This window comes from Candidatus Amarolinea aalborgensis, assembly GCF_900491745.1.
Classification (GTDB): Bacteria; Chloroflexota; Anaerolineae; order SSC4; family Amarolineaceae; genus Amarolinea; species Amarolinea aalborgensis.
Window position 1 is genome coordinate 1 of record NZ_UETR01000028.1, and the last position, 22657, is coordinate 22657.

Sequence of the window (22657 nt, forward strand, 5' to 3'; positions counted from 1 at the left end):
AACTTACCGACCCGACGCGCCTCAGGGATGGAGCCGGTGGCGACCAAATCCTGGTAAGATACGACTTCGGCGCGGATGAAGCCTTTGGCCAGGTCGGAATGGATCACGCCCGCGGCCTCAACCGCCGGCGCGCCGCGCCTGACGGTCCAGGCGCGCACCTCATCCTCGCCCACGGTGAAAAAGGACTGCACGCCGAGCAGATCATAGCTGGCGCGGATCACGCGGTCCAAGCCTGGCTCGCTCAGCCCAAATTCCTCCAGGAAAACGGCTGCATCCGCTACATCCATCTGGGCCAACTCCATCTCCAATTTACCGCGCAGCTGCAGCAAAACGGCCCTGCTCAGATGAGCGGCGAGCTGCTGCTCTGCTTCTGCGTCATTAGCGTCATCGTTGACATTGAGCACGACCACCATCGGCTTCAGGCTGAGCAGGCCGTAACTACGCAGCAGCCGTTCTTCATCAGCCGTTAAGTCAATGCCGCGCAGAGGTTTTTGATCCTCCAGGTGCGCATACAGCCGCTCCATGAGCGGAAGCTCCATCGGCTGTTCGCTCCGGGTGCGCTCTTTGCGCAGGCGCTCCAGGCGTTTCTCGATCACCGCCATGTCCGACAAAATCAGCTCGGTCTCCATCGCCTCGTAGTCGCGCCGCGGGTTGACCGTGCCATTCGGGTGCGGCACCGACAGATTGGTGAACGCTCGTACGACATGCAGCAAGGCGTCATTGCCGCTGAGCTCATTGAGCAAGCGGCCGCTCAATGCGCTGCCCTTATTGCTGCCGCCCTCGATCCCAGCCAAGTCTTTGAACTGCACCTGGGCATAAACGGTTTTGCGCGGCTTATACATGGCGCTCAGCGTATCGACGCGCGCGTCAGGGACACTGACAGCCCCCATGTTGACGTTGAACGTGCCGGCGTGATAGGTGCCTGTTTCGGCCTGTCCACGCGTCAAGGCGTTGAAAATGGTTGTCTTGCCACTGCTTGGTAACCCAATAATGCCGATATTCATCGTGTAAGCGTCTCGTCGTGATTTTTATGTCTTAGGGCAGCGGGTGCGTACTGCGCCTCTTTCCTTGACCGGAAGGGACCTGGCTTTTCCCGCTTGCCGCCTGTGTGTGCGATTTCGCACGTAGTGTAACTGAGTTTAACACAACTTGCACATTCGCCCAAAGACTCAACCCAAGTGCAGGGGCTTTGACAGGCTTCCCGATACCAGTATACTTGGGCCTGTGTAGCGCCCGCCAACCGGCAGACGCTGCCTAGACACGCACCTCCGGGAGAATACCATTTGACCCTGGCGATTGAAATACACAATCTGAGTAAACGCTATCCAGAGACCAACCGCATGTGGCGCTGGCTGCGCCAGCGTTCCACTGTAATGCCGGAAGCCGTCAGTCACATCAACCTGGATGTCCAGGAAGGCGAGTTGTTTGGCCTGCTTGGCCCCAATGGCGCCGGCAAGACCACCCTGGTCAAGCTGCTTTGCACGCTCATTTTGCCCACGAGCGGCAGCGCCCGCGTGGGCGGCTTTGACCTGGCGCAGTCTGATCGTGTGCGCGATCAGGTGGGCATGTCCACTGGCGATGAGCGCAGTTTTTACTGGCGCCTCAGCGGCCGCCAGAACCTGGAATTCTTTGCCGCGTTGTGCAACCTGCCCCGCCATCAAATTGCCCCGCGCGTCACCGAAGTGCTGGCGCAGTTGGGGTTGAGTGCGGTGGGCGATGCTTCGTTTCAGACCTATTCCAGCGGCATGCGCCAGCGATTGAGTATTGCCCGCGCCATTCTGCACCGCCCGCGCATTTTGTTCCTGGATGAGCCAACCCGCAGCCTGGACCCGAATTCCACGCGCCAACTGCACACCCTCATTCAGGATGAATTGCAGGCGCACGAGGGCATGACCATCTTTCTGACGACCCATCGTCTGGACGAAGCGGCCAAGCTGTGCCAGCGCGTGGGGATCATGCACAAGGGACGTCTGCAAGCCGTCGGCACCTTGCCCGACCTGCGCGAATCGCTGCAAGCGCGTCATCGCTATCATCTCGCCGTGGCCGATCTAACGCCCGCGCAGGTGGACCGTTTGAGCGAGCAAACGCCTACCCTGCGCCAGGAAGCCTTCGACGATGGCGTGGTGAACCTGGTGCTCACTGCGGCCGACGATTATCTTCTTTCAGATGCCATCACGCGCATCGTCACGGCGGGTGGGCGTATCCGGGCCGTGCAGCACGAAGAAGTCTCACTCGAAGAATTGTTCGTCACACTGACACAGGAACAAACCCATGAATAACCTGGCTCTGCGTTTACCGCCCGCGATTGGACAGCGTTTGGGCAAGGCTGGCTGGTTTCTACACCGGGATTATACCATTGAACTGAGCTACAAGCTGGCCTTCTTGCTGCAATTGGTCGGCATCTTTCTCAATGTCTTCATGTTCTATTTTCTAGCTCGCCTGGTGGACGGCGGAAACCAGCCGTCGTTGGCTGCGTACAACGGCGATTATTTCGCCTTCGTCCTGATCGGCGTTGCTTTCAGCCTCTATTTCACGGTTGCCATCTCTGGTTTCGCCAAAAACCTACGCGATGCGCAGATCACCGGCACCCTGGAGGCGATGCTGCTCACCCCCACAGACCTGCCCACGATCATTATCTCCTCTTGTTTGTGGGACTATTTGTTCACCACGCTGCGTGTGTTGATCTATCTCCTGCTTGGCATGTTTGTCTTCGGCGCTAATTTGGGCAATGGCAACTATCTCGGCGCGCTGGTTGTGTTGATATTGACCATTGTGGCTTTCAGCGGCCTCGGCATCATGGCCGCCAGTTTCATCATGGTCACAAAGCGCGGCGACCCGGTGACCACGCTGGTCGGCGGAATCGGCCTTTTGCTGGGCGGCGTTTACTACCCGGTCGAACTGCTGCCATCGTGGCTGCAATTCTGCGCCGCGCTTATCCCAGTCACCTACGCGCTGCGCGCCATGCGCCATGCGCTGCTCAACAACGCATCCTGGTCTGTCCTGCTGCCTGACATTGGCGCGTTGGTCGTTTTCTGTGTGATCTTGGTGCCGCTCAGCCTCTTCACCTTCAAGCAAGCCGTGCGGTGGGCTAAGACTGACGGCAGCCTGGCGCATTATTAGCAGCCCGCGGCGCCGACGCTCCCCAGTCCATGCGTCGAATTTGGGCAGCGCGGCTGCGATCTGCTGCCTTACTGGCTTGCCGTCTCTGTCGCCGACTTCACCAGGTGCAGCGCCGGGTCTCCCAACAGGTTGAACGTCTCCATCACGTCGCGATAGGCTTTGCCGTTGTCAGGCATAGATTGCTTGGCGCGCATCATCGCTTCGCCCACGGTGGCGCCCTCCACGGTAAGCAGTTCGCGGTAGAAGGCATCCGCCAGCGGCTCTTGTTGAGACGTCACCGATTCACTCGTGGGAACCAACGCCGCCACAATGCCCTTGTCTGGCGCGCGCAGCAGCACTTCGCCCAGCGAATCCGCGGTCGGGTGATGGAAAAAGCCGGTCAGGCAGGTCATCGTGACCAGCAGGGGCAAGCGCCCGCCGCTGCTGGTCAGCTTCGCCATGTCCGCGCCCTGCAGCACCTTCTCCGCTCCCCAGACATCCAGACTGCCGTGCCCCACGTAGTTGACCAGACTGACGCCTTCGTTGAAGGCGTTGAGCACCGCGGCATGGGCGTCCGGTGTTTGCCCAATGTACACTTTGTCAATGGTGTAGGTTTTGGACAGATAATCGGTGGCCAGTGTGTCCGACATCTGCGCAAAAGCGGCGTCATCATCATCGGCCACAAGCAGCACGCGGCGACGCCAATCGCCGCTTGGGGGCGCTTTTTCATACGCCAGGGTTTTCTTCACCATCGCTTGCAGTTGTTCCAGGTTTTGCGCAGGCAGACGACCAATCGCCATGCTGGGCCGATAGTCGTCCACACCGCCGAAACTGACAAGCCAGTTATCGCTGGCAGTCTCTCCCACATAGGTCGTGTCCAGGAGATAGGTGGGGAGCCAATTCTTGAACTTGCCGTTGAGGCGATCGCGGTAATCGTAGCTGGCATCGCCCACCAAGAGCACGAAGCGCGGCGCGGGCGCCGGCCAGCGGCCATAGGCGTCGCGCAAGAAATCACGAATTGCGATCGGGCTAGGGCGGCCATTGCCGAAGCTGTCAAAAACATCGTCGCGGTTGGCAACGAGCACGCGCAGACCATCGGCCTGCCGCTGCTCAACCAGGGGCTGGATGCCGGCGGCAAACTCGGCTGGCGTGATGATGATGTAATCCGCGCCAGCCGCTTCCTGCCGCAGGTCCTTGCCTTGCCACGGCGTCACCGCGGCTGGCGTCAGCGTGCGCGCCGGCGCTACGGCCAGATAACGCCGGCTGCCGCTTGCGCCGCCATCATGAAAACGCAGCGCAAAGCCGTCCTCGTTCTTCGCCGTGGTGAACCCCGTGAGCAGCGTAGGCGTCAGCGGCTCGCTCACATCCCACAGCAGCAGGTTATCGGTGGTGAATCCGGTCAGCTTGAAGTCCGCCTGGCCAGCCTCAGCCTGCCAGGCAACCTGGTCGCCTACGACGGTCAGCTTGCGCAGGTAGCTGATTTCCACCCAATCGAGCACGGCGCTGTCCACGACGGCGCCCGTATCGCCGGGCGCGGCAATGGTCACCGTATTGGCGCCTTCGCGCAGCAGGCCAGTGCTCAGGGTCGCGCTGATGACGTGGCGGCCCGCGCCATCCCACGCTTCATCAGCGACCTGCTGATCGTTCAGCAGCAGGCGCACATGGTGATCGGGGTTGTCGTTGGTTTGCGTGCTTGCCCACAGCGCCACGCGCAGTGTACTGGAAATGTCCACCATCTGCTCGATGTTGATCGCCACTGTCGCCGTGATGGGCGCGCGCAGTTGCTGCCACTGCCAGTGTTCGCCGGCGGGCGGGCCTTTGGGCACATAGATCCGATCCTCTTCCGCGCGCACGGTGACAACGGTCGCCGCGACAGGCGTCGCCGCCATCGCGCTCACTGCCCGTGAGGTCAACTGCGGGCCGCTGGGTTTATCAGTATCCGCCGATTGCACGCGCAGCCAGTAGATCTCATAGTCGGCATAATCATCTGTCAGCCCTTGCCCGTAAAAAAAGAGCGCTTTGTCGGCGTCTTCGCCGAGCATGGTGAAAGGCACCGCGGCGTTGTTCCGGGTAAGGGCCAGGCGATCCGCCGTGAAATCCTCAGCGGCCAGGCCAGGAAGCTGTGCGCGAGTCAACCGGTACGCGCCGTTACGTTCGATGCGAATCTTGTACACGCCTGTGCCCACGGCTGGCGGAGACGGCTGATTGCAGGCCGCCAGCAGAACGGCGGCCGCCAGCGCCAGCATCAGGCTCAGCAGGCGTCTTCTGAACGGTGTGTGAACTGTCATGACGATGGATCGTTCTTGCTGCCGCTCTGTCGGCGCCAAAGGACAAAGCCCAGGATTCCCAGGAGGCCGGCCCCCACAACAGCGCCGCCTCCCAGGCACAAGAGCAATCCGGTGGCGGCTGTGTTGCGCGCCCCGCCGTTCGCACCCGGTGTGGCGGTGGCGTCAGGGCGCACGCGGGGAGCTAACCGCGTGGGCGTGCCAGACAGCGGCGCTTCGGCCGTTCCACCGACAGGCGCGGCCGTGGGCGTTTCGCTGGGCAGGGTGGCCGTCGCGGAGATTGTCTCCGTCGGGGTGAGCGTTGGCGTCGCTTGATCGGGCAAGAACGTGGCGGTCGGCGTGGCGGTGATGCCAGGCGCCGGAGTCAGCGTCGCAACAGCCGTCGGCGATGCGGCCGCGGCTGTGGGCGTGACTCGCACGGGCGTGTTGGTGGCCGGAACCGCTGGCGTGGTCGGTATGGCCGTCGGTGGGATGGGTGTGTTGGTGGGCGGCGGGATTGGCGTATTCGTCGGCGGCGTCGTTGGCGTATTGGTCGCCGCGGCGGTTGTGGGCGTGTTCGTCACGGCTTGCGTGGGGATACGTGTGGCCGTCACGGTGGCGGTTGGCGTGGGTGTGGCCGTGAACTCCGATGTCGGCGTTAGCGTCGGCGTGGGGGTGCTGGTCGCATCGGGCGGCACGGTGGGGGTCGCCGTGGGTGTGCCCTGGAAATAGGTGGGATCCGTGGTCCGATGGAAAATCGGCTGACCGTTGGCGTTGAACTCAGCCAGCCAATAGTAATACGCAGTGCCGGGGGTTAGACCTGGCTGGTCATCGGTGCACGTGTAGGTTGCGCCGCTGATGCCGCTGCCCTGCGGCGGCCGCGTGCAGACAGTGACAGACGGCTGCGCCTCCTGTGGCGATGTGTTGCGGTACAAGATAAAGTTGTAGATATCGTTTTCGGTCTCTGTGACCCAAGTGACAACGATGGTGTTGCCCTGGGTTTGGGCCGTGAATGATGACAGGGTGACGCTGGATGGCTCAGCCGCGAAGGCTGGAGCAGCCGCAAAAACGATGACCACACACAGCAGCCCGAACAAGGACCAGAACGCCATTGGCGTGCGTTGGTTTGCCGCAGATCTGAGAAGGCGGTGATTCATAACGGTAAATTAGACCTCAACAAAGATGTTTATGACCTTCGCGCAAATAAATGCACAACAATCCGCCCTGGCGCAGCCAGTAGGCGGCGCAACCAGGATCCCAAAGGGGTTGACCTGGCGCCGAAGATGCGACGACGCAGGCGCTCGCCTCGGGTAAGCAGCGCAACTTCGATGTGCGATAGATGTCCGACCACCCGGTTGAACAACGGCCAGTAACCGGTGGTCAGGCTGACCTGGCGACCGCCAGGCTTGTACACGGCCACCACGCGGCCGATGAGTTGGCTGGCGTCCCACGGGTGATCGCGCAGGGGCGAGCGGTCGCCGCGCGTTTGCAGACGCCAGGTTCCTGGCGCGGGCGCGGGCGGGGATAGCAGCCGATGCGTGTAGAAATGGCCGTTCTCGTCGAACAAGAGAATGTCGCCGACGTGCAGGTCGGTGGGCCTGGCAGCCTGCAGCTCGACCTCGTCGCCGATTTCGATCAACGGCGCCATACATTCGCCCACGACCTCGAAGCGCAGTTGACCATCGTGAGCCAGATGATCGCGCAGCAGGTCGAGCGCGAGTTCGCGCCTACGTTCGGGATCTGAGGTCATATTGGAATCGCCATCCTTTTTTGCTCACTTGCGGAACGAGGGCAGGAAGACCTGCTTCTGCCAATCCACGGTTACGTCATACGCAAATGGGCCGGGAGCGCCTTGCGCAGCAATGCGCATAGTGTAGCGCCCCGTGCTGGGCGCTGTCCACAACAGTCCTGACCAACGCACGCCGGCGATGAAATCGTTATTTTGGCCCAATTGCGCGCCGTTGGCCGCGAAGAGGGTGAGCACCGTGTCGCCGCTGCCGGTCAATTGACCGGTGTGGAGGAAGTAACGCTGATTGGCCTGGGCGTCGAACCAAATCCAGTCTACATCGGCGTTTGTGTGCAGCGTGTGGCGCATGGGCAGGCCAATGCCCGGAAGGGCAGCCGCGGTGGCCTGCGTGTCATCGGTCTCATAGCGATCGGCCAGGAGCACATCGAGCCTGACACGGGCGCTGTTATTGCTGATATCTGGCTCGGTCCAGCGATTGCGCAGCGTGGCCGTGGTGATGATGGGTGTCTGGTTGGCCGTGATGGCCGGATTGACCTGCGCCTGCACGGTGATGATGCCGGTCGCGCCGATGGGGATGGAGGGAATGTCCCAGATGTAGGTGGATCCCGCGCGCAAGGAGATGGCAGGCCCGCTGAAGCTGTAGTTGGCGCCGATCAGGCCAGCCGGCAGCGTGAAGTTGAGGGTGGCGTTGGCCGCGGCTATGCTGCCGTTGTTGGCGTAGCGAATTTGGTAGGTCACCGCGCTGCCGATCCCTACGACATCGCCCGGCGTGCTGCTCAGGCTGACCCGCAGTTCCTGCGGCGACGCCGGCGCGACAAAGCGCAAGGCGGGGTCACCAAACATCATGAAGGTTTGCACCAGGTCAGGGAAACCACCCTGTGCAGCCAGGTTCAAACGGCCGACCGTCACGGCGCCACCGAAGAATTTGATCCCATTGCTGTTGATGGCGCTGAAGAAGCCTTTGTGCAGGACGTCATGCCCGTTCACAACGCCCAGTCCCGTGGGGGCCCAGTGAGCTACGGTGCCCCCGTTCGCATACTCCAGCATGGTCTCAGCCAGGCTTGGCCGATTGGGCCAGTCGAAGTAGCCATCCAGGCAGTCCATGGAGAGGCCAATCGTCAGGCGGTCGAGATTGTTGAGCAACGAGATGTCGTCGGTCGTCCACAGATTCTCAGCCCATTTATCAATGGTGGCATGGCCGACATAGTTGGTGAACAGGGCGCCGTTGTTGATGGCTGCAGCCACCGCGTCGCGCGCTTGCGGAATCGTGGGGTAGCGCCACGAGTCCGGCGGCCGGTTTGGATAGGGATCGTAGTAGACGCGATCAATGGCGTACCAGTTGGGGATTGAATCGTCAATCACGCTTTGGATGATCTGCTCGAAGTTGCCGGCCGGATCAGGCGCGCCGGTGGCGCTCAGGTAGTTGTCGGCCACGAACAGGTTGTGCTGGCGCCAGTCGGCGGGCGGTGTTGTGCGCTCATAGCCGATGGTCTTGTTCACCATCGTCGTGACCTGGGCCGCGGTCTGCGCCGGCATCCGCCCGATGTAAAGATCAGGCAGGATGTCGTTTCCGCTCACGGTGACGAACTCGTTGTCCACCGCGACTTCACCTGTGTAAGGGTCAATGACGAGATTGAAGGTGGGGACATAGGTCTGTTCCCACGGGCCGTAATAGGTTTGATTGTATCCCATGGGATTGAAGTTGGCATCTCCCACCAGGAGCACAAAGCTGGGCGCCGGGCCTCCCCACTGATGATAGGCATAGTCAATGAAATTCTTGATCGCCTGGGGATCGAGTACGCCTGCGTTGAACTGATCGTACAGCCAGGCCACATCAATGACTTTGACCACCATGCCCTGGCTGGTGCGGAATTGGGCCAATGGCTGCACCGCGTTCATGAAGTTGGCATGCGCAATGATCAAATAGTCCGCGCGCTGATTGGTCGCGCGCAGGTCCATCGTTGGGCCGGCGTAGCGTTGAATGGCCGTTGGGGTGCGCAGCGCGTTATCGCCCACGGCGTAGAAACGCGTGCCGGGGCCGGCGGTGTCCTGCAAAGTGAGTTGTCCGCCGTTCAATTGGCTGTTGAGCAGGCGCACCGGGCTGCTTGGGTTGGTGATGTCGAAGGCGCGGGCCGGCGTGGTGAATCCACCAATGCTGAAGCGCCACGTGTCGGCGGTTGTGGGGCTAAAATAGAGCTCGCCATTTTCCGCGGCGTAGAGACGGTCGTAGGTAATCTCCACCCAATCGAGGTAATAAATGTCGTATGCGTACTGGGTGCCCATATCAAACATGGCTCGCAGCGAGAGCGTATTGGCGCCAGGCAACAGGTTGCCGCTCGCGGTTGTGCCGGCCAATTCGATCGGGTCACGACCATTCCATCGGCGTTCGTCCACGATGGTAGACGTGTCATTCAGGTAGGCGCGCACGTGATGATCTGGGTTTTGGGCATAGTCGGTATTCGACGCCATGGCCACGCGCACCCCGACCGGCTGCGTTTGGACGGCGACGCCGGGCAGGGACAAAGAAAGCGTCGCTGTCACTTGGGTCGCGCTGGGATTATCGTATAAGGTGTATTTTTGCCACCACCACGTTCTGTTTTCACGCATGTGCTGCGTCCAGCGCCATTCCTGCGCTTCCTGGTGGGAAGTAAAACGGAAGGTGGTTGGCGTAGAGGCATTGCCTGGCGTGACATTGCGCGTGGTCATGCGCGGGCCGGCCGGTCCGTCCACATCAAGCCAGTAGACGTTGGTGTTGCTGTAATAGCTGTTCCAACCCTTGCCATAGAATTCAATGTAGTCGCTGGGATCGAAGCGCCCGTCCGCTTCACCAGCTACGTAGATCGCAATCGCAGCGCCTTGATTAGTGAGGGCAAATTGCTGCGGGTTGACGCTGTTGGGATTGAGGCCAGCCGCCACCAGCGCGGCATAGGTCACACGATAGAGGCCATCCGTGGTGACGCTGAGACGAAATTCACCTGCCGTGGGCGCGGGTGGAATGGCCGCCAGGGGCCGCGCATCGGTTGAGCGTTGGCGCCAGGTTGTCGCGCTGTCATAATTGAGCACGGCGCTGCGCAGCATGGACTCCATGTACGGCGACTCAGCTGCGGGCGCTGCTGGAGTCTGCGCGGCGGCGCCGTCAGGATAGCTAAACTGCAGGGCCACTTGCAAGTGTTGGTAAAAGGTGACAGCGCCAGTCGCCAGGTTAGCCTGGAAGGGAAAAAGCTGAACTGACACCACGCGCTGGTCCCGCACATAGGCTGCTTCACCCACATGAACGAGCTGCGCGGGGAAGATGTCGCCGCCGGACGGGGCGCGGTTCGATTCGTAAACGAGAATCGGTTTGGGCGGCAGGCCGCTCGCATCAGCCGCAGCCATGGCCGCCGGATCTACATCGGGCGTTACCTGGCGGGGCGTGGGGAGTAGATTCAGCCGCTCGGGCAGGACTTGACTATCGCTGGCAATCACTTCGGCCGTGACCAAAGCCCCTGGTGGAATGGCAATCAAGCTGGCCTGCATGGGCAGCTGAGGCTGACCTGGTTCTTGGGTCATGGCGTAATCGGCCACCTGGATGGTGTCAAAGGCGCCCTGGGCTGTCCTCATCTGGCTGATTTGATAGGTGGGCGTGTCGAGCGCCAGCACAATGGCGGTATCCGACGTGCTGAGGACGCGCAAATTGGCCGGCGCCAGTTCGGCCGAATCATCGGCGCTGCGCGGAGTCGTTGCGGAGACGGTTGATGTTAGCGGTGCTGCATTGCTAAAGGTGGGCAGGAGCAACGAAGCGATCAGAGCGATAATCGGAATTGGTTTCATGGTCGGACGCCTCCACAGAGTTGATGCTGGCGGCTTCCTCCCCCAAGTCCCCCCAGAACTTGCGCCGCAACTATATCACAGTATCTAAACCTTGTCAATCATGTAATTGGGGATTTGGGGATGCAAGGTGAGTCATTTGGGCAACAGTCGCAGGCCGGGGAGTTTTCACGTGCGACGTGCATCAAGCCCACGCCGCACGTGAAAACCTCACAGGGGCGATAACCGCCGCTACTGGCTCCAACCGTAATCAGTCGCCGTGGCGATGATGTCGGCAATCGAAATGACTCCGTCATTGGTGACATCATAGCGGCGAACGTAGCCGCCTTGTCCGCTGCTTGTGTTCCAGTGTCCAGACACGGTCTGGATATCCACGATGTTGACGCGGTTATCACAGTTGATGTCGGTGGTGCGGCACAGGGGGACAAGAGACGTGGCCGGATCGCCGATCAAGCCGAAGGTGTAGAGCAGGTCCTGATTATAATTAGGACTACCGGTGAAGAGGTTGATTTTGGCCGCCATGACGACGGGGCCGGTTTGCAGCACATGATTGTTTACGATGGCGTTGTAGAAGCCGCGATGCAGGTAATCATGCCCGGTGGCAATACCCAGGCCTGACGGCGAGAAGTGCGCAATCACGCCGCCGTTCGCAAAGGTGAGGAATTTTTCCGCCATGCTGGGCTTGTTGGGATAGTCGAAATATCCATCCAGGCAGTCGAGTGAAATCAGGAAGGGCAATTGGCCGCCGTTGGTCAGCGTAAGCGTATCATCGTTCGTCCACTGCTGATCAACGACCGTATTGCCCCAGTAGTCAAGGAAAGCGTGACCGACGTAATTGGCAAGCGCCAAACCCTGGCTCCATTTGGTGCGAATGGCCGTACGCGCCGTATCCACCGTGTTGTAATAAGGATCAACCGGATTGATCAGCGCGGGGTTGTAGTAAACCTTGCGAATATCCCACGCGGGAGAGGTAAGATAGGAGTTTATGACCGCTTCGCTGACCGCTTCGAAGTTGCCGGCATCATCGGTGTTGTCGGCGACGAACAAGATGTCGTTTTGCCAGGCGCCGCGCACCGGGTTGACCTCGTAGTTGATAATCTTGTTGACCGTGTTGGTCAGGTCGTTCGTGGAACTGACCGGAAGGCGGCCCATGAAAATATCGGGGAGTGCATCACCGCCGCTGACCGTGGCAAAGTAGGCATCCGCGGCCGACTCGCCCTGGTACGGGTCAACGATCAGGTCAATCGTGGGTACATACACCGGCTGCTGCGGCCCATAGCCATTCGGATACGGGTTCGTGTTGTGACCGAGCGGGTTGAAGTTAGAGCCGCCGACGAGCAGCGTGTAGGCAGGCGCAGGCGCCGTCCATGACGAATAGGCATGGCTGAGGAAGGTGTGGATCGCTTCTGCATCCAAAATGCCGGCGTTGAACTGATCGTACACCCAGTTGATGTCAGCGACGACCACGTGATACCCCTGCGACTGACGATAGGCGATCAGCGGCTGCAGCGTCGCGGTGAAGGTGGGATGGGTGATGAAGATGTAGTCCGCCTGGTTGGCGGTGCTGCGCAGATTGATGGGCGCCGCGGTAAAGACAGAAGTCGCCACGGGGCTGCGCACCGCGCTGGCGCCGACAGCCAGGAAGCGTTGATTGGGCGTCGTGGTATCCTGAACCGAAAAAGTGCCAATCCCAACCGCGCCGCGCGTCAGCCGCACGGGCGCTACGGGATTGGTAATGTCGAACACCTGAACGCCTGGATTGGTCACGCCAGAGATAACGAAGCGCCAGGTCCCTGCGATCTCTTTGCTGAACTCAAGCTCCTGGTTGATGGCCGTGTAGGTGCGGTAATAAGTTGCATCTATCCACTTCAAGTAAGTCCAGTCGACGCGCGCATTCGCCGGGCGGCCCACGTCAGAGACGATGCTCTCCAGGGTCATGGTGTTGTTGCCATTGATCAGGTTGGCCTGGTTGATGTCGCCAGATAGGTCAATCAACGTGCGCCCGTCCCAGAAAGAATCAATGATGGGCGTACTGGAGCCATTGATATACACTTTGTTGTGATGTTCGGGGTTGTATTCAGGCCACGAATAGCGGCCGCCGATACGCACCGAGATGGTGGCATTCTGCGCCACGCCTGCGGCCGCGGGCAGGTTAAAGGTATAGGTGCGTGAACCGCTGGGATAGTTGACTTGGAACTGATCCCACCACCATGCCTGCCAGGGTATCATGTGCTGTGACCAGCGCCAGTTTTCCTGTGAGGTGCGCAGGGTGGTCTTGAACGAAGTCGGCACGTCTGCGTTTGTGGGTAGGGCAGACCGGGAGGCCATCGTCAAGCCTGGCGTGGCGCTATTGAAGCGCAGCCAATAGATGTTATCCTGGGTGTAGTAGGTCAAGTCAAGCGCCTGGCCATAGAAATAGATGGCCTCGCCTGCATTGAGGAAGCCATTGCTGTTGTTGTCGCTGACGTAAATGGCCACATCATTGCCCTTGTTCGAGACCAAGAAGTTGCTGATCGGCCATTGACTGATGTTGTTGTAGCCAAGTGCGATCAATTCCTCGTAGGTCACGCGATACATGCCCTTTTCACGCACCACCATGCGCAGATCGCCCGTGGCCGGCACGAAGTTCGGCAGGCTAGGGGGCGACGGCGGGGTGCGCCATGCGCCAGCTTGTGCGTAGTTCAGGACGTTGGCCGCCAGGGTTGACTCAAAATAGGGATCTGGCCGCGCCTCGGCGCCCGCTTGAGCGCCTTCGAAGCTGATGACGACGCGGGCGTGCGTGAGCCACGCGATCTCGCCGCGCACCGGGTTGTAGCGCACGGGGTAGAATTCGACGTTGATCAACCCCTGGTCGCGCAAGCGCGCCGTCTCACCCAGGCGCACTGGCGCCTCTGGATTCCAAGCATCCAGCGCGTACGCGGCGGCGTCACGTTCAACGATGGGAACGACCGCCGCGCCTTCTTCCACGCGGGTTTGATCGGCAAAGTCGAAACGCGGGGCCGGCGCCAACGGATTGGCGATCGTCTCCGTCTGCCATGCGGCGTCGCTGACGGCGATATGAGCGGTGGCGCCGGGCGGTAAAGCCACCATACGCGAGGTTAGCGGAAGTTGTGGATAGCCAGACCTTGCCGTGGCGCCAAACTCGGTTCCCATGGAAACACTGGTGTAGGTAGTGCTATCCATCTGCACGACCGCCAAGGTGGGTTGTGTGAAGTGCAGATCGAGCACCATACCGGCATCGGTAGATTCAATGATTTCGATGCCAGAAGCTGTTGCCGGCTCTGACGGCAGCGCTGCACGAGAAGAGGATGCAAAACTGACCGGGACAGCCAGTTGAACACAGAGCAGAATCAACATCAAACGACGTACGGGTTTCCAGGACATAGAACACCTCCTGATTGTGGAACCTAGTTGCGCCTGCCGCAACTGCGCCCAATAATCTATGTGCAAGCGGCTTTCTTGTCAAGTAGGGGCACACGCAATCGCGCGCCTGAATTGGTATATTGATTCGCCTGTCGGTTTGGACGGGCCAAGTCGGCGCTTGACAAGCCGGAAGGGGCTATGCTATAATCGGCCCAAGTTGACCCCGTTTGGCCATCCTCATCTGTTTTCAAAGACACGATCATGAGTGAAGGATACCCGGTGACCCGATTGAACGATGGATTATACATTCACCGCCGCGAAGAACGACTGATCTCGCGAGTCATTGATGGCGAAGCGATAATTGTGGACTTCAAAACCGGTGACCAATATAGCCTGAATCCGATCGGCACCCTCGTGTGGGAGATGGCAGACGGAGCACATTCCCTTAAGGATATAGTAGCCTCTATTTTAGAGCGTTACGATATCAGTGAAACGCAGGCCCGTGCAGACCTGAGCAAGCTGGTTTCCGACATGGAAAACGAAAACCTTGTGGTGCTTGGCGAAGCCCCACTCTCCAGCTAGCGAAGGGTTTGTGGCGGGCTGAGATTACCTAACGGCGACACTGCGTGGGTGTCGTCTTGAAACGTACTTCCAACATCAGCGCATTGCGTGAGCGCAAGGAGGAATCAACATGAATCCTAAGATGACTTATGAGGCCCCGAAGCTGATCAAGCATCAGCGGCTGCAGAAGGTTACATTGGCGACGACCCCACCGCCTCTGAACTTCCCTAACGCCCTTCCTGGTCAGTAATCCTCGGGAAACTCAAGGTGGAGGCGTTGCGGTTTTTCAATCGCGGCGCAGCCGGCTACGCGTACAGTCGGTAGTCAATGCCCGACCCTTCGCCTGCTGGGAACGTTACCACATTCGTTTGTGCACCTTGAACGCCGAGCCGCTGACAGGTGAACTCGACTTTGAGGTGACTTTTAGAACGAGAGTGCGTGCAACGGGGCTTCGCCAAGTCACGACTTTTTCTTTTCGACGAACAGGGCAGTTGGCTGTTGCTTAACTGCCCTGTTCGTTTGTCTTGTTTCCGATCTTCCTCTATCACCCTAACCCGACAAGCCGGTAAGGTACGAATGACGATAACTTCATGGTAGACGCCGACCATTTCTTTTCCACGCTGCAGCAGATGGCCTCATCGCCGGGAAACCTGCCTTGGACCGGTTTGCGCGTAGCGGATGTGGATGTCGGGCTGGCCGGCCATCCCGTGGCCTTGCACGAGCGCCTGCTGCGCCCGTTGTCGCATCTTTGCCAACCGTCTGCATCAGCTCCGGCCATCATGTTGACGCTGGTCGAGGCGCCTGCGGATGCGCCGCCGTTTCCGTGGCCCGACGCTCCGCAGGCCGGCGACTTTCGCGAATGGCGCGCAGAGAATTATCTCTTTTCACATTACGGCCAGGGGTTGGCGGTGGTTGGCCTTGATCTGCGCAATGGGCGCGCGGTCGGCTTTGTCCGCCAGCCAATGCAGATGCCGGCCGCGTTCTTCAGCGGTCTGCTGTTCACGACCCTCTACCAGGCGCTGCGCCCACATGGCTTCTTTTTGCTGCATGCGGCGGCCCTTTCGTGGCAAGGCCAGGGCATCCTCATTACCGGTCCTTCGGGCGCGGGTAAAACCACCACGATGCTGCAATGCGTGCGCGCCGGTTTTCAATTCGTGTCCGATGACGCCACCCTGCTTACGCGGGCGCCCAACGGTGAGATCATGGCCGTGGCAACCCTCAACACCATGCACGTCACGCCGCGCACAGTCGCCTTTTTCCCTGAATTAGCTCCCTTCGCCAACGAGCGCGCAGACAATGGCAAGGCCACTATTTTCTTGCCCGAAGTTTACCCCGGTTCCGTGACGTCGCAGACGCCCGTGCGGTTGCTCGTGGTTCCTTCACTACATGGGCCATGCGATGGGTCGTTTGAGCCTTTGGCGGGACGTGCGGTCTTGAGCGAGGCGCTGCCGCTGAGTGTGGACGTGCAGCAAGCGCAAGCCGCGGCCGCCCATCTTGACCTGCTGGCGCAGTTGGTGCGGCAAGCGCGCTGCGTGCGTTTGCACCTGCCGCCGGATGTGGTCAGCGTGCCGCCGCTAATTGCCAGTCGCCTGGCTTGAAGCCAGGACTGCCAGGCGTTCACGCAGGCTGGCCACGCGCGCCTGCGCAGACTCGAACTCGCGCCGCGTCGGTTGGATGAGCGACGCCGCCTGAAGCGACTCGAAACCAGAATGACGTCCCTCGCGCAGAAGGCGTTTGAGGAGCAGATAGGGAAGGCTGGCCAGGCCGCTGTACTCGAGTTTCAACTCACGCACCAGCGGCAGCCACTGTGCCGTGTGGCCGTTGGCCCGTTCAAGCTCGGCCTCGCGTCGCGCCAATTCGTCCTGCAGATCAATCACCAATTCGTACCAGGCTGCGCCGAAGGTGGCCATGCTCTGATCGAGCAGCAGTTTGACCTGCGCGGCGTCGTGGTTTTGGAAGTGATAGGGCAGCGATTCGTGGACGCTGCCAAAGGCAATGCCCGCAGCTTCGGCTTCTTCGCGCGAGCGCGTGCCGGGAAACAACGCCAGTGTGGAGAGAATGATCGGCGGGAAGTAGCCAAACAGACCGTGGCTTTCGATGAATTCCAGGTTTTGCTCCAAGTCTTCGACTGTGGTGTTTGGCTCGAACATGATGAAGTCCACCTGCGCCGCCAGGTCATTGCCCCACAGGATGTGCAGGGCGCGGCTGTTTTCTTCGACGGTCGTTTCTTTGTTCAGACGATCCAGGCTGCCCTGGCTGCCGCTCTCCAGACCGGCGCCTACGTAACGGAGACCGGCCTGGCGAAAGGCTGGAAAATACTTTTCGCCCTTGACGATCTGATCCGCGCGGGTGAGAAACGCGAAGGTGAAATCCACGTCGCGTGCGCGCAGCGTTTCAGCAATTTCGAGCGCGCGCTTGGGCTGCACAAAGAAGTTGTCATCCTGAAATTCAAAATGACTCGCGCCGTCCTGACGCGCCAGCTGCTCCATCTCATCCACCACATTCGCCACGCTGCGCCCGCGCCAGCTTTTGCCTGGAGACGCCGCGTAGAAGGTGATGATGCTGCAAAAATGACAGTGGAACGGGCAGCCGCGACTGCTGATCAGTGACGCCTTGATGCGCGGCTTTTGGTCTATCGGATCCATGAAGCCGGGATAGCTGCCAACCGGCGGCAGCAAATCACGCGCCGGAAACGGAATCTCGTCCAGATTTTGCAGCAGCGCGCGCGCGGGCGTCAACTTGATGCGCTTGCCCTCGCGATAGCCTAATCCTGCCACCTCCGCCAGGGATCGCCCGTCACGCTGCGCCTGCAGCAGTTCCAGCAGGGTTACTTCCCCCTCCCCGCGCACCACCACATCCACGACGGGGAAGTCGTTCAGCGATTCGTACGGGGCGAAGGTGGGGTGATAGCCGCCCCAGATGATTTGCATCTGCGGCCGCTCGGCTTTGAGACGCCGTGAAATATCGAGGGCGGTGGGAATGGTGGCCGTGAGCAGCGAAAGGCCTACGGTTTCGTACTCGCCATCCAGGGCATAGGCGATGATTTCTTCCATTGAGCGCGGATGATCCCCCCAGTTGCCATCCAGCAGATCGGCGCGCTCGCCGTGCTGACGAAGATAACCGGCCAGGTAGGCAATGCCCAACGGCTGCGTGCCGCGCCACTCGCGGTTTTGATAGTCCGGCGGGCTAATCAACAGCAGCTTGGCGCCGCTAGGTGCAATCGGATACATCGTTCGTCCTCCACGGTTGAATCAAGGAGAAGATTCTAACATACGGCTTGCCTGGCGTCAAGCAATTTCGAGAGGTCATGCTGTTTTCCTATGGATCCTGATCATGGACTGAACCCTGAAGCCCTTGACGCGCGGATGCGAGCGCATGAGGCCGAGCAGTTTCTGCACGCGGACTGGTATTTTGGCTCGGTTTCCTCACAGCCGTGGCCGGGGCCGGCCGTGTCCGATCAATCGGCTGTCCGCGCTTGGAGATTGGCCACGGTCCCGGGGCAGGTGCACAGCGATCTGCTGGCGCACGGGCTGATCCCTGATCCGTTCGTGGGCGAGAACCTGCGCGCCTGCGCCTGGGTGGATGACTGCGACTGGTGGTATCGCACAACGCCGCCCCTTGACCTGGGGCCTGCGCAGCGCGCCTTTGTCACCTTTCACGGCCTGGATACCTACGCCGCGGTGTACGTCAATCAGCAGTGCGTTTTGCGCAGCGCCGGTATGTTTGCCTCCCACCGCATCGAGCTGACTCGCTTTGCCCAGCCCGGCGCGCCTCTTGATCTGGCCGTGCGTTTGACCGGCCCGGCCGGCTGGCCGCGCCCGGTCTTCAGCCGGCGCCAGCGCTTGCTCTTGGCGCTGGAGAGACTGAGCGGCGCGGCCGCCGCGCTAGGCCCGATTCCGGAGCGCCTTTATCACCTCAAGGCGCCGATGCAATTCGGTTGGGACTTTGCCCCGCGCCTGCGTACCGTGGGCATCTGGGACGACGTCGCCCTGACCGTCAGCGGCCCGGCCGCGATTGAGAATCTCAGGCCGCCGCAACTGGCCGCGGGCGGCCGCGTCTGGTCGTTCGAGATGACCGTGGATGCGGCCGCCGGCGTCTTGGCGCAAGCGGAGGTAAGCGTGCGGCCGGCCAATTTTGCCGGCCAGGCATGGGCGCACTCCGTCTCGCTGAGCCTACGCCCTGGGTTACAGACCCTAAGATTGCCGCTGCCAGCTTTGCACCTGGCGTCCTGGCAGCCCTGGGAACGCGGATTCCCCCATCTGTATTGGCTTGAGGTGACGCTGCGCGACGCGGCCAGCGGCGCGCCGCTCGATCAGCGCCGCCTGCGCTTTGGACAGCGCCTGGCGGCCTGGACGCCTGTGGCCGGTCCGGGCACGCCGGCCTGGCGCTTGCAGATCAACGGCAAGCCCTTGTTTGTGCGCGGCGCCAATTGGACGCCCGCGGATGCCCTGCCCGGCCGTTTGCGGCTGGCCGATTACCAACGCCTGTTGACGGCTGCGCGCGCCGCGGGCGTCAATCTGCTGCGCGTGTGGGGCGGCGGCCTGCGCGAAAAGGCGGCTTTCTACGATCTGTGCGATGAGCTGGGCTTGCTGGTCTGGCAGGAATTTCCGTTTGCCTGCCTTTTCCTGGCCGAGTATGCGCACGATCCTGCCTGGCTCGACCAGGTAGAGGCAGAAGCCCAGGCTGTCGTGCGGACGCTGCGCCATCATCCGAGCCTTGTCACCTGGTGCGGCGGCAACGAATTCAGCGCGGCGCGCAACCGCCATTTGGTAAGCCGCCTGGCCCGCGCCGTGACCGCGGAGGACGGCACGCGGCCTTTTCTGCCCGTTTCGCCTGCGCAAGGTGATGTCCATGAATGGGCTGTCTGGCACGGTCGCGCGCCTCTGCGCGCCTACCAGCGATCGCAGGCGCCGTTTTGCAGTGAATTTGGCTTGAGCGCGCTGCCAGCCGCGGAAACGCTGGCGAAAATCATGCCGGCCGCGCAGCCGTGGCCTGAGGGGCCGGCCTGGCGTTGGCATCACGCGGAAGCGAGTAAATTGCAGCATTATGCCGCCTTGATCCCCTCGCCTGCGCATGATCTGGCTGCATTGATGAGCGCGACGCAGAGGGCGCAAGCGGCCGGCTTGCAGGTTGCGATCGAGCATTTCCGGCGCCGCAAAGCCACGTGCGGCGGATTTGCCTTCTGGCAGTTCAACGAGCCGTGGCCGGCCGTGGCCTGGAGCGTGATTGATTTTTATGGCCGCCCCAAGCTGGCCTACGCTCGGCTGCAGCGCATCCTGCAGCCGGCGCTGATTTGCCTGGCCTATGAGCTGCCGGTCGGCGCCTTACCTCCAGCCATCAGCGGCGCGGTCTGGGTTGTCAACGATACGACGGCCCCGTTGACCAGCCTGACCTGGCTGGCCTGGTTGAACGGCCGGCTGTTGGCAGAAGGTTGCGCGGCTGTGCCTGCGGATGCCGGCCAGCCGGTCGGCGCGTTGACGGCGCCTCTGGGCGGCGGACCAGCGCAACTGCGCCTGGAACTGCGGCAGGCGAATAGGCTTCTCGCCAGCAACGAGTACGACCTGGGCCTGGTAGACCTGCCCTCGATGCCCTGGGGGGCACGCATCCGTCGCTGGCTGGCCCGCCTGGCGCTGCGTTAGCGCAAGCCTTCCATGACCTCTGAACCTGTCGAACCCGCGACGCGTGCGCCAGTCTCGTTGACCGCTTTCTCTGCCACGAATTTCACGAATTCTCACGAATCGAACTCTTACCTTCGTGGCAATTCGCGCCATTCGTGGCAAGAGTCCGCCCGACGTGGTGCCCAGGCCTGCCCTGAGCCTTCGGCGTGAGCGGCTCGACCGAGCGTTCGACTGAGCGCTCACGCCGAAGGCTCGCCGAGGTCTCAGTCGAACGCTTGCCGAAGGGTGATCGGTCGCCAGCCAGCGCACCACGCCGTTGACCCGCAGCGCCACCCGCTGGCCGCCAGCCTGGTAGTGCTTGGTGATCGTCGTGCTCATGCCGCTGAGACTTCCGAAGTCTTCAAGACTTCGGAAGCCTGGCGGCCTACATGCATCATCCCATTCACACAGTGTATCAACCCCAGAATGTCATGGGGATGGTGTCGCAGATGATGCCATCGCCGCTTCCCACCGATCGTCGAGCTTGGACAACAACTCGCCCAAATCATCCTCGTCAAGCATTGGCGCCGCCGATGGCGCAATTTGGGCAGAAAATCGTACAACGAACTCATCATAACGGGCTAGTATGCCGCAACGACTGGTACCTTCCGTAATGGGTGCAATGTACTTTGCACAGGCTACATAGGCCTCGTCTGCAGTATTCAGCCGCCTTGTCAATTCGAGCCTTTCCTCCCAGTCGCCATAATACTGCGCACCACCTGGATACCACACGTCCAGTTGGCGCTTATATTCCCGCTGCGCGTCACGTACGAATTCGTAACGATAGATCTCGTGGACTATTGTGCCTCTTCCATTCATGTCTCGTAATAGATGCTCCACAGCGCCGTGTGAGTCTGCGGTCGGGATGATGGGCCTGTTGCTCCAGCCAGGAGGGAATAGCGTAGCATCCATCAACAAAGAGTCAGTGGCAAACGGTCGTCTTGGCACGGGGGTGTTGGACGTGCAGGCAACGCTCAAGGCAGCCACAACAAGGCACGTCGCAAGCAACACAGCCACGAAACGCAACTTCTGTGTGTTCATGGTGTCACCTCGGCCTGTTGTCGAAGTGACCAGCGCGATAGGGTTCGCCAGAACCCTCTACTAGGCCATAGCTCGGCGCCCCGAGCGCCAACAAATCATGGTATTCTGCCACCAACGCCTGAAACGCCTGCAAGGTGACATTGCTGCCATGGCGCCTGCTTAGTTCAATGCCCATGCTGACGGCGGCATAATCATAGGGATCATCGTAATAGAAGTCGCGGCGCTCGGCCGGCAAATAGGCAATCGGGTGAATGGCGGGCCAGTTACGTTTGGCGCTGTTCTCTGGATCACGCGCTTCGGCGTAGCCCGCGCCCAATCGAAGCTCACCTTCCGAGAAACCAGCCTGCGTACCCACATAGCCGCACAGGATGTTGCCGAGCACAGAGTATTCGAACCAGTAGCAGATAGACGCAGAACAGAGCAGGAAGCTGCTACCTAGTTGAGAGAGCATCTCATCTTTGAGATCCCAGCGTTTGCCGTCACCCACCAAACCCTGAAAAGTCAAATAGGCGCTTATTTTGAACATCGGGCTGCCATTTTGCGCGGAATGCGCATTTTCGAAGGCCAACCAGCCCGTCACCGGGCTCTGGGCCATGAATTGCGCCTGGGCCACGGCAAACTGCGTGAGATCGCGATCGGGGAAGACGCGCCTTCGCGGCGGTCGTTTGGGGATCTGGCAGTCATTATCGTCTTCACATTCTCGGTGACCCGAAGGATCCACGTAGCGCAGAGGATTATTGGCCGCATAGCTGTACCGATTCAGACTCTGCGGATTCACCGGCTGCGGCACGATCGTATCCGCCTGGATGAACCGCCCCAGCGCCGGGTCGTAGTATCTCGCGTTGTAGAAATACAACCCGCCCGCCGCATCGTCCAGCACCTGCCCGGTGAAGCGGCGCAGCGACTTCGGCGAGCGGCTCGACTGAGCTCGCCGAAGTCTCAGTCGAGCCGCTGAGGTCAGCAGGCTGCAGACAACCAGCAGATGGACGACCAGCCGCGGGCGCGCCGCCAGCCGCGGGATAGGAAGGCGCCCTGAAGAGCGATGGAACGATGAGGAAGGCCAACGGGTCATGACAACAGACTCCTTTCATGCAGCGAACGGAACAGGACGGGGTCAG

14 protein-coding genes are annotated in these 22657 nt (G+C 60.8%); 5 read left to right on the top strand and 9 right to left on the bottom strand.

The window, feature by feature from the left end; translation table 11 throughout:
- On the bottom strand, nucleotides 1-1004 hold a 1004-nt coding region (gene ychF / locus ACPQ6D_RS19675; protein WP_423226059.1), incomplete at its 3' end, for a redox-regulated ATPase YchF.
- 279 nt (nucleotides 1005-1283) lie between these two features.
- Between ychF and ACPQ6D_RS19680 the strand changes: the two genes are divergently transcribed.
- Nucleotides 1284-2279 carry an ABC transporter ATP-binding protein gene (locus ACPQ6D_RS19680; RefSeq protein WP_423226060.1) on the top strand — a complete coding sequence of 332 codons (996 nt, stop codon included), beginning with the start codon at nucleotides 1284-1286 and terminating at the stop codon, nucleotides 2277-2279.
- Nucleotides 2272-3120 (top strand): ABC transporter permease, encoded by an 849-nt coding sequence (locus tag ACPQ6D_RS19685; protein WP_423226061.1) that lies wholly within the window; start codon nucleotides 2272-2274, stop codon nucleotides 3118-3120. The genes ACPQ6D_RS19680 and ACPQ6D_RS19685 overlap by 8 nt, the downstream gene beginning before the upstream one ends.
- Nucleotides 3121-3188: 68 nt before the next feature.
- Here ACPQ6D_RS19685 and ACPQ6D_RS19690 read toward each other — a convergent pair whose 3' ends face one another.
- The 5 genes from ACPQ6D_RS19690 to ACPQ6D_RS19710 all read right to left on the bottom strand — a co-directional run bounded on the left by ACPQ6D_RS19690 (nucleotide 3189) and on the right by ACPQ6D_RS19710 (nucleotide 14301).
- The gene (locus tag ACPQ6D_RS19690; protein WP_423226062.1) at nucleotides 3189-5387 is read right to left on the bottom strand and encodes a C25 family cysteine peptidase; all 2199 of its coding nucleotides are present in this window, start codon (nucleotides 5385-5387) and stop codon (nucleotides 3189-3191) included.
- Nucleotides 5384-6475, bottom strand: coding sequence for a hypothetical protein (locus ACPQ6D_RS19695; protein WP_423226063.1), 1092 nt, complete (start codon nucleotides 6473-6475; stop codon nucleotides 5384-5386). The genes ACPQ6D_RS19690 and ACPQ6D_RS19695 overlap by 4 nt, the downstream gene beginning before the upstream one ends.
- A 74-nt stretch (nucleotides 6476-6549) precedes the next feature.
- Nucleotides 6550-7113 (bottom strand): S24/S26 family peptidase, encoded by a 564-nt coding sequence (locus ACPQ6D_RS19700; protein WP_423226064.1) that lies wholly within the window; start codon nucleotides 7111-7113, stop codon nucleotides 6550-6552.
- Nucleotides 7114-7137: 24 nt separating this feature from the next.
- Nucleotides 7138-10920, bottom strand: coding sequence for a C25 family cysteine peptidase (locus tag ACPQ6D_RS19705; RefSeq protein ID WP_423226065.1), 3783 nt, complete (start codon nucleotides 10918-10920; stop codon nucleotides 7138-7140).
- Between the two features lie 228 nt (nucleotides 10921-11148).
- Nucleotides 11149-14301, bottom strand: coding sequence for a C25 family cysteine peptidase (locus ACPQ6D_RS19710; protein WP_423226066.1), 3153 nt, complete (start codon nucleotides 14299-14301; stop codon nucleotides 11149-11151).
- Nucleotides 14302-14541: 240 nt separating this feature from the next.
- Here ACPQ6D_RS19710 and ACPQ6D_RS19715 point away from each other — a divergent pair, with 240 nt between their 5' ends.
- Both ACPQ6D_RS19715 and ACPQ6D_RS19720 read left to right on the top strand, forming a co-directional pair.
- Nucleotides 14542-14862, top strand: coding sequence for a PqqD family protein (locus tag ACPQ6D_RS19715; RefSeq protein ID WP_423226067.1), 321 nt, complete (start codon nucleotides 14542-14544; stop codon nucleotides 14860-14862).
- Between the two features lie 569 nt (nucleotides 14863-15431).
- The gene (locus ACPQ6D_RS19720; RefSeq protein WP_423226068.1) at nucleotides 15432-16439 is read left to right on the top strand and encodes an HPr kinase/phosphorylase; all 1008 of its coding nucleotides are present in this window, start codon (nucleotides 15432-15434) and stop codon (nucleotides 16437-16439) included.
- Here ACPQ6D_RS19720 and ACPQ6D_RS19725 read toward each other — a convergent pair.
- Complete coding sequence (locus ACPQ6D_RS19725; RefSeq protein WP_423226069.1) at nucleotides 16416-18071, bottom strand: B12-binding domain-containing radical SAM protein; 1656 nt, start codon at nucleotides 18069-18071, stop codon at nucleotides 16416-16418. The genes ACPQ6D_RS19720 and ACPQ6D_RS19725 overlap by 24 nt on opposite strands.
- Before the next feature lie 90 nt (nucleotides 18072-18161).
- On the opposite strand from ACPQ6D_RS19725, the gene ACPQ6D_RS19730 reads away from it, so the two are divergent.
- Nucleotides 18162-20480, top strand: a complete 2319-nt coding sequence (locus tag ACPQ6D_RS19730) for a glycoside hydrolase family 2 protein (protein WP_423226070.1) — start codon at nucleotides 18162-18164, stop codon at nucleotides 20478-20480.
- Between the two features lie 447 nt (nucleotides 20481-20927).
- On the opposite strand, the gene ACPQ6D_RS19735 is transcribed toward ACPQ6D_RS19730, so the two are convergent.
- Nucleotides 20928-21539 carry a hypothetical protein gene (locus ACPQ6D_RS19735; protein WP_423226071.1) on the bottom strand — a complete coding sequence of 204 codons (612 nt, stop codon included), beginning with the start codon at nucleotides 21537-21539 and terminating at the stop codon, nucleotides 20928-20930.
- A gap of 4 nt (nucleotides 21540-21543) precedes the next feature.
- The gene (locus ACPQ6D_RS19740; RefSeq protein ID WP_423226072.1) at nucleotides 21544-22611 is read right to left on the bottom strand and encodes an RHS repeat-associated core domain-containing protein; all 1068 of its coding nucleotides are present in this window, start codon (nucleotides 22609-22611) and stop codon (nucleotides 21544-21546) included.
- Nucleotides 22612-22657: the final 46 nt, after the last annotated feature.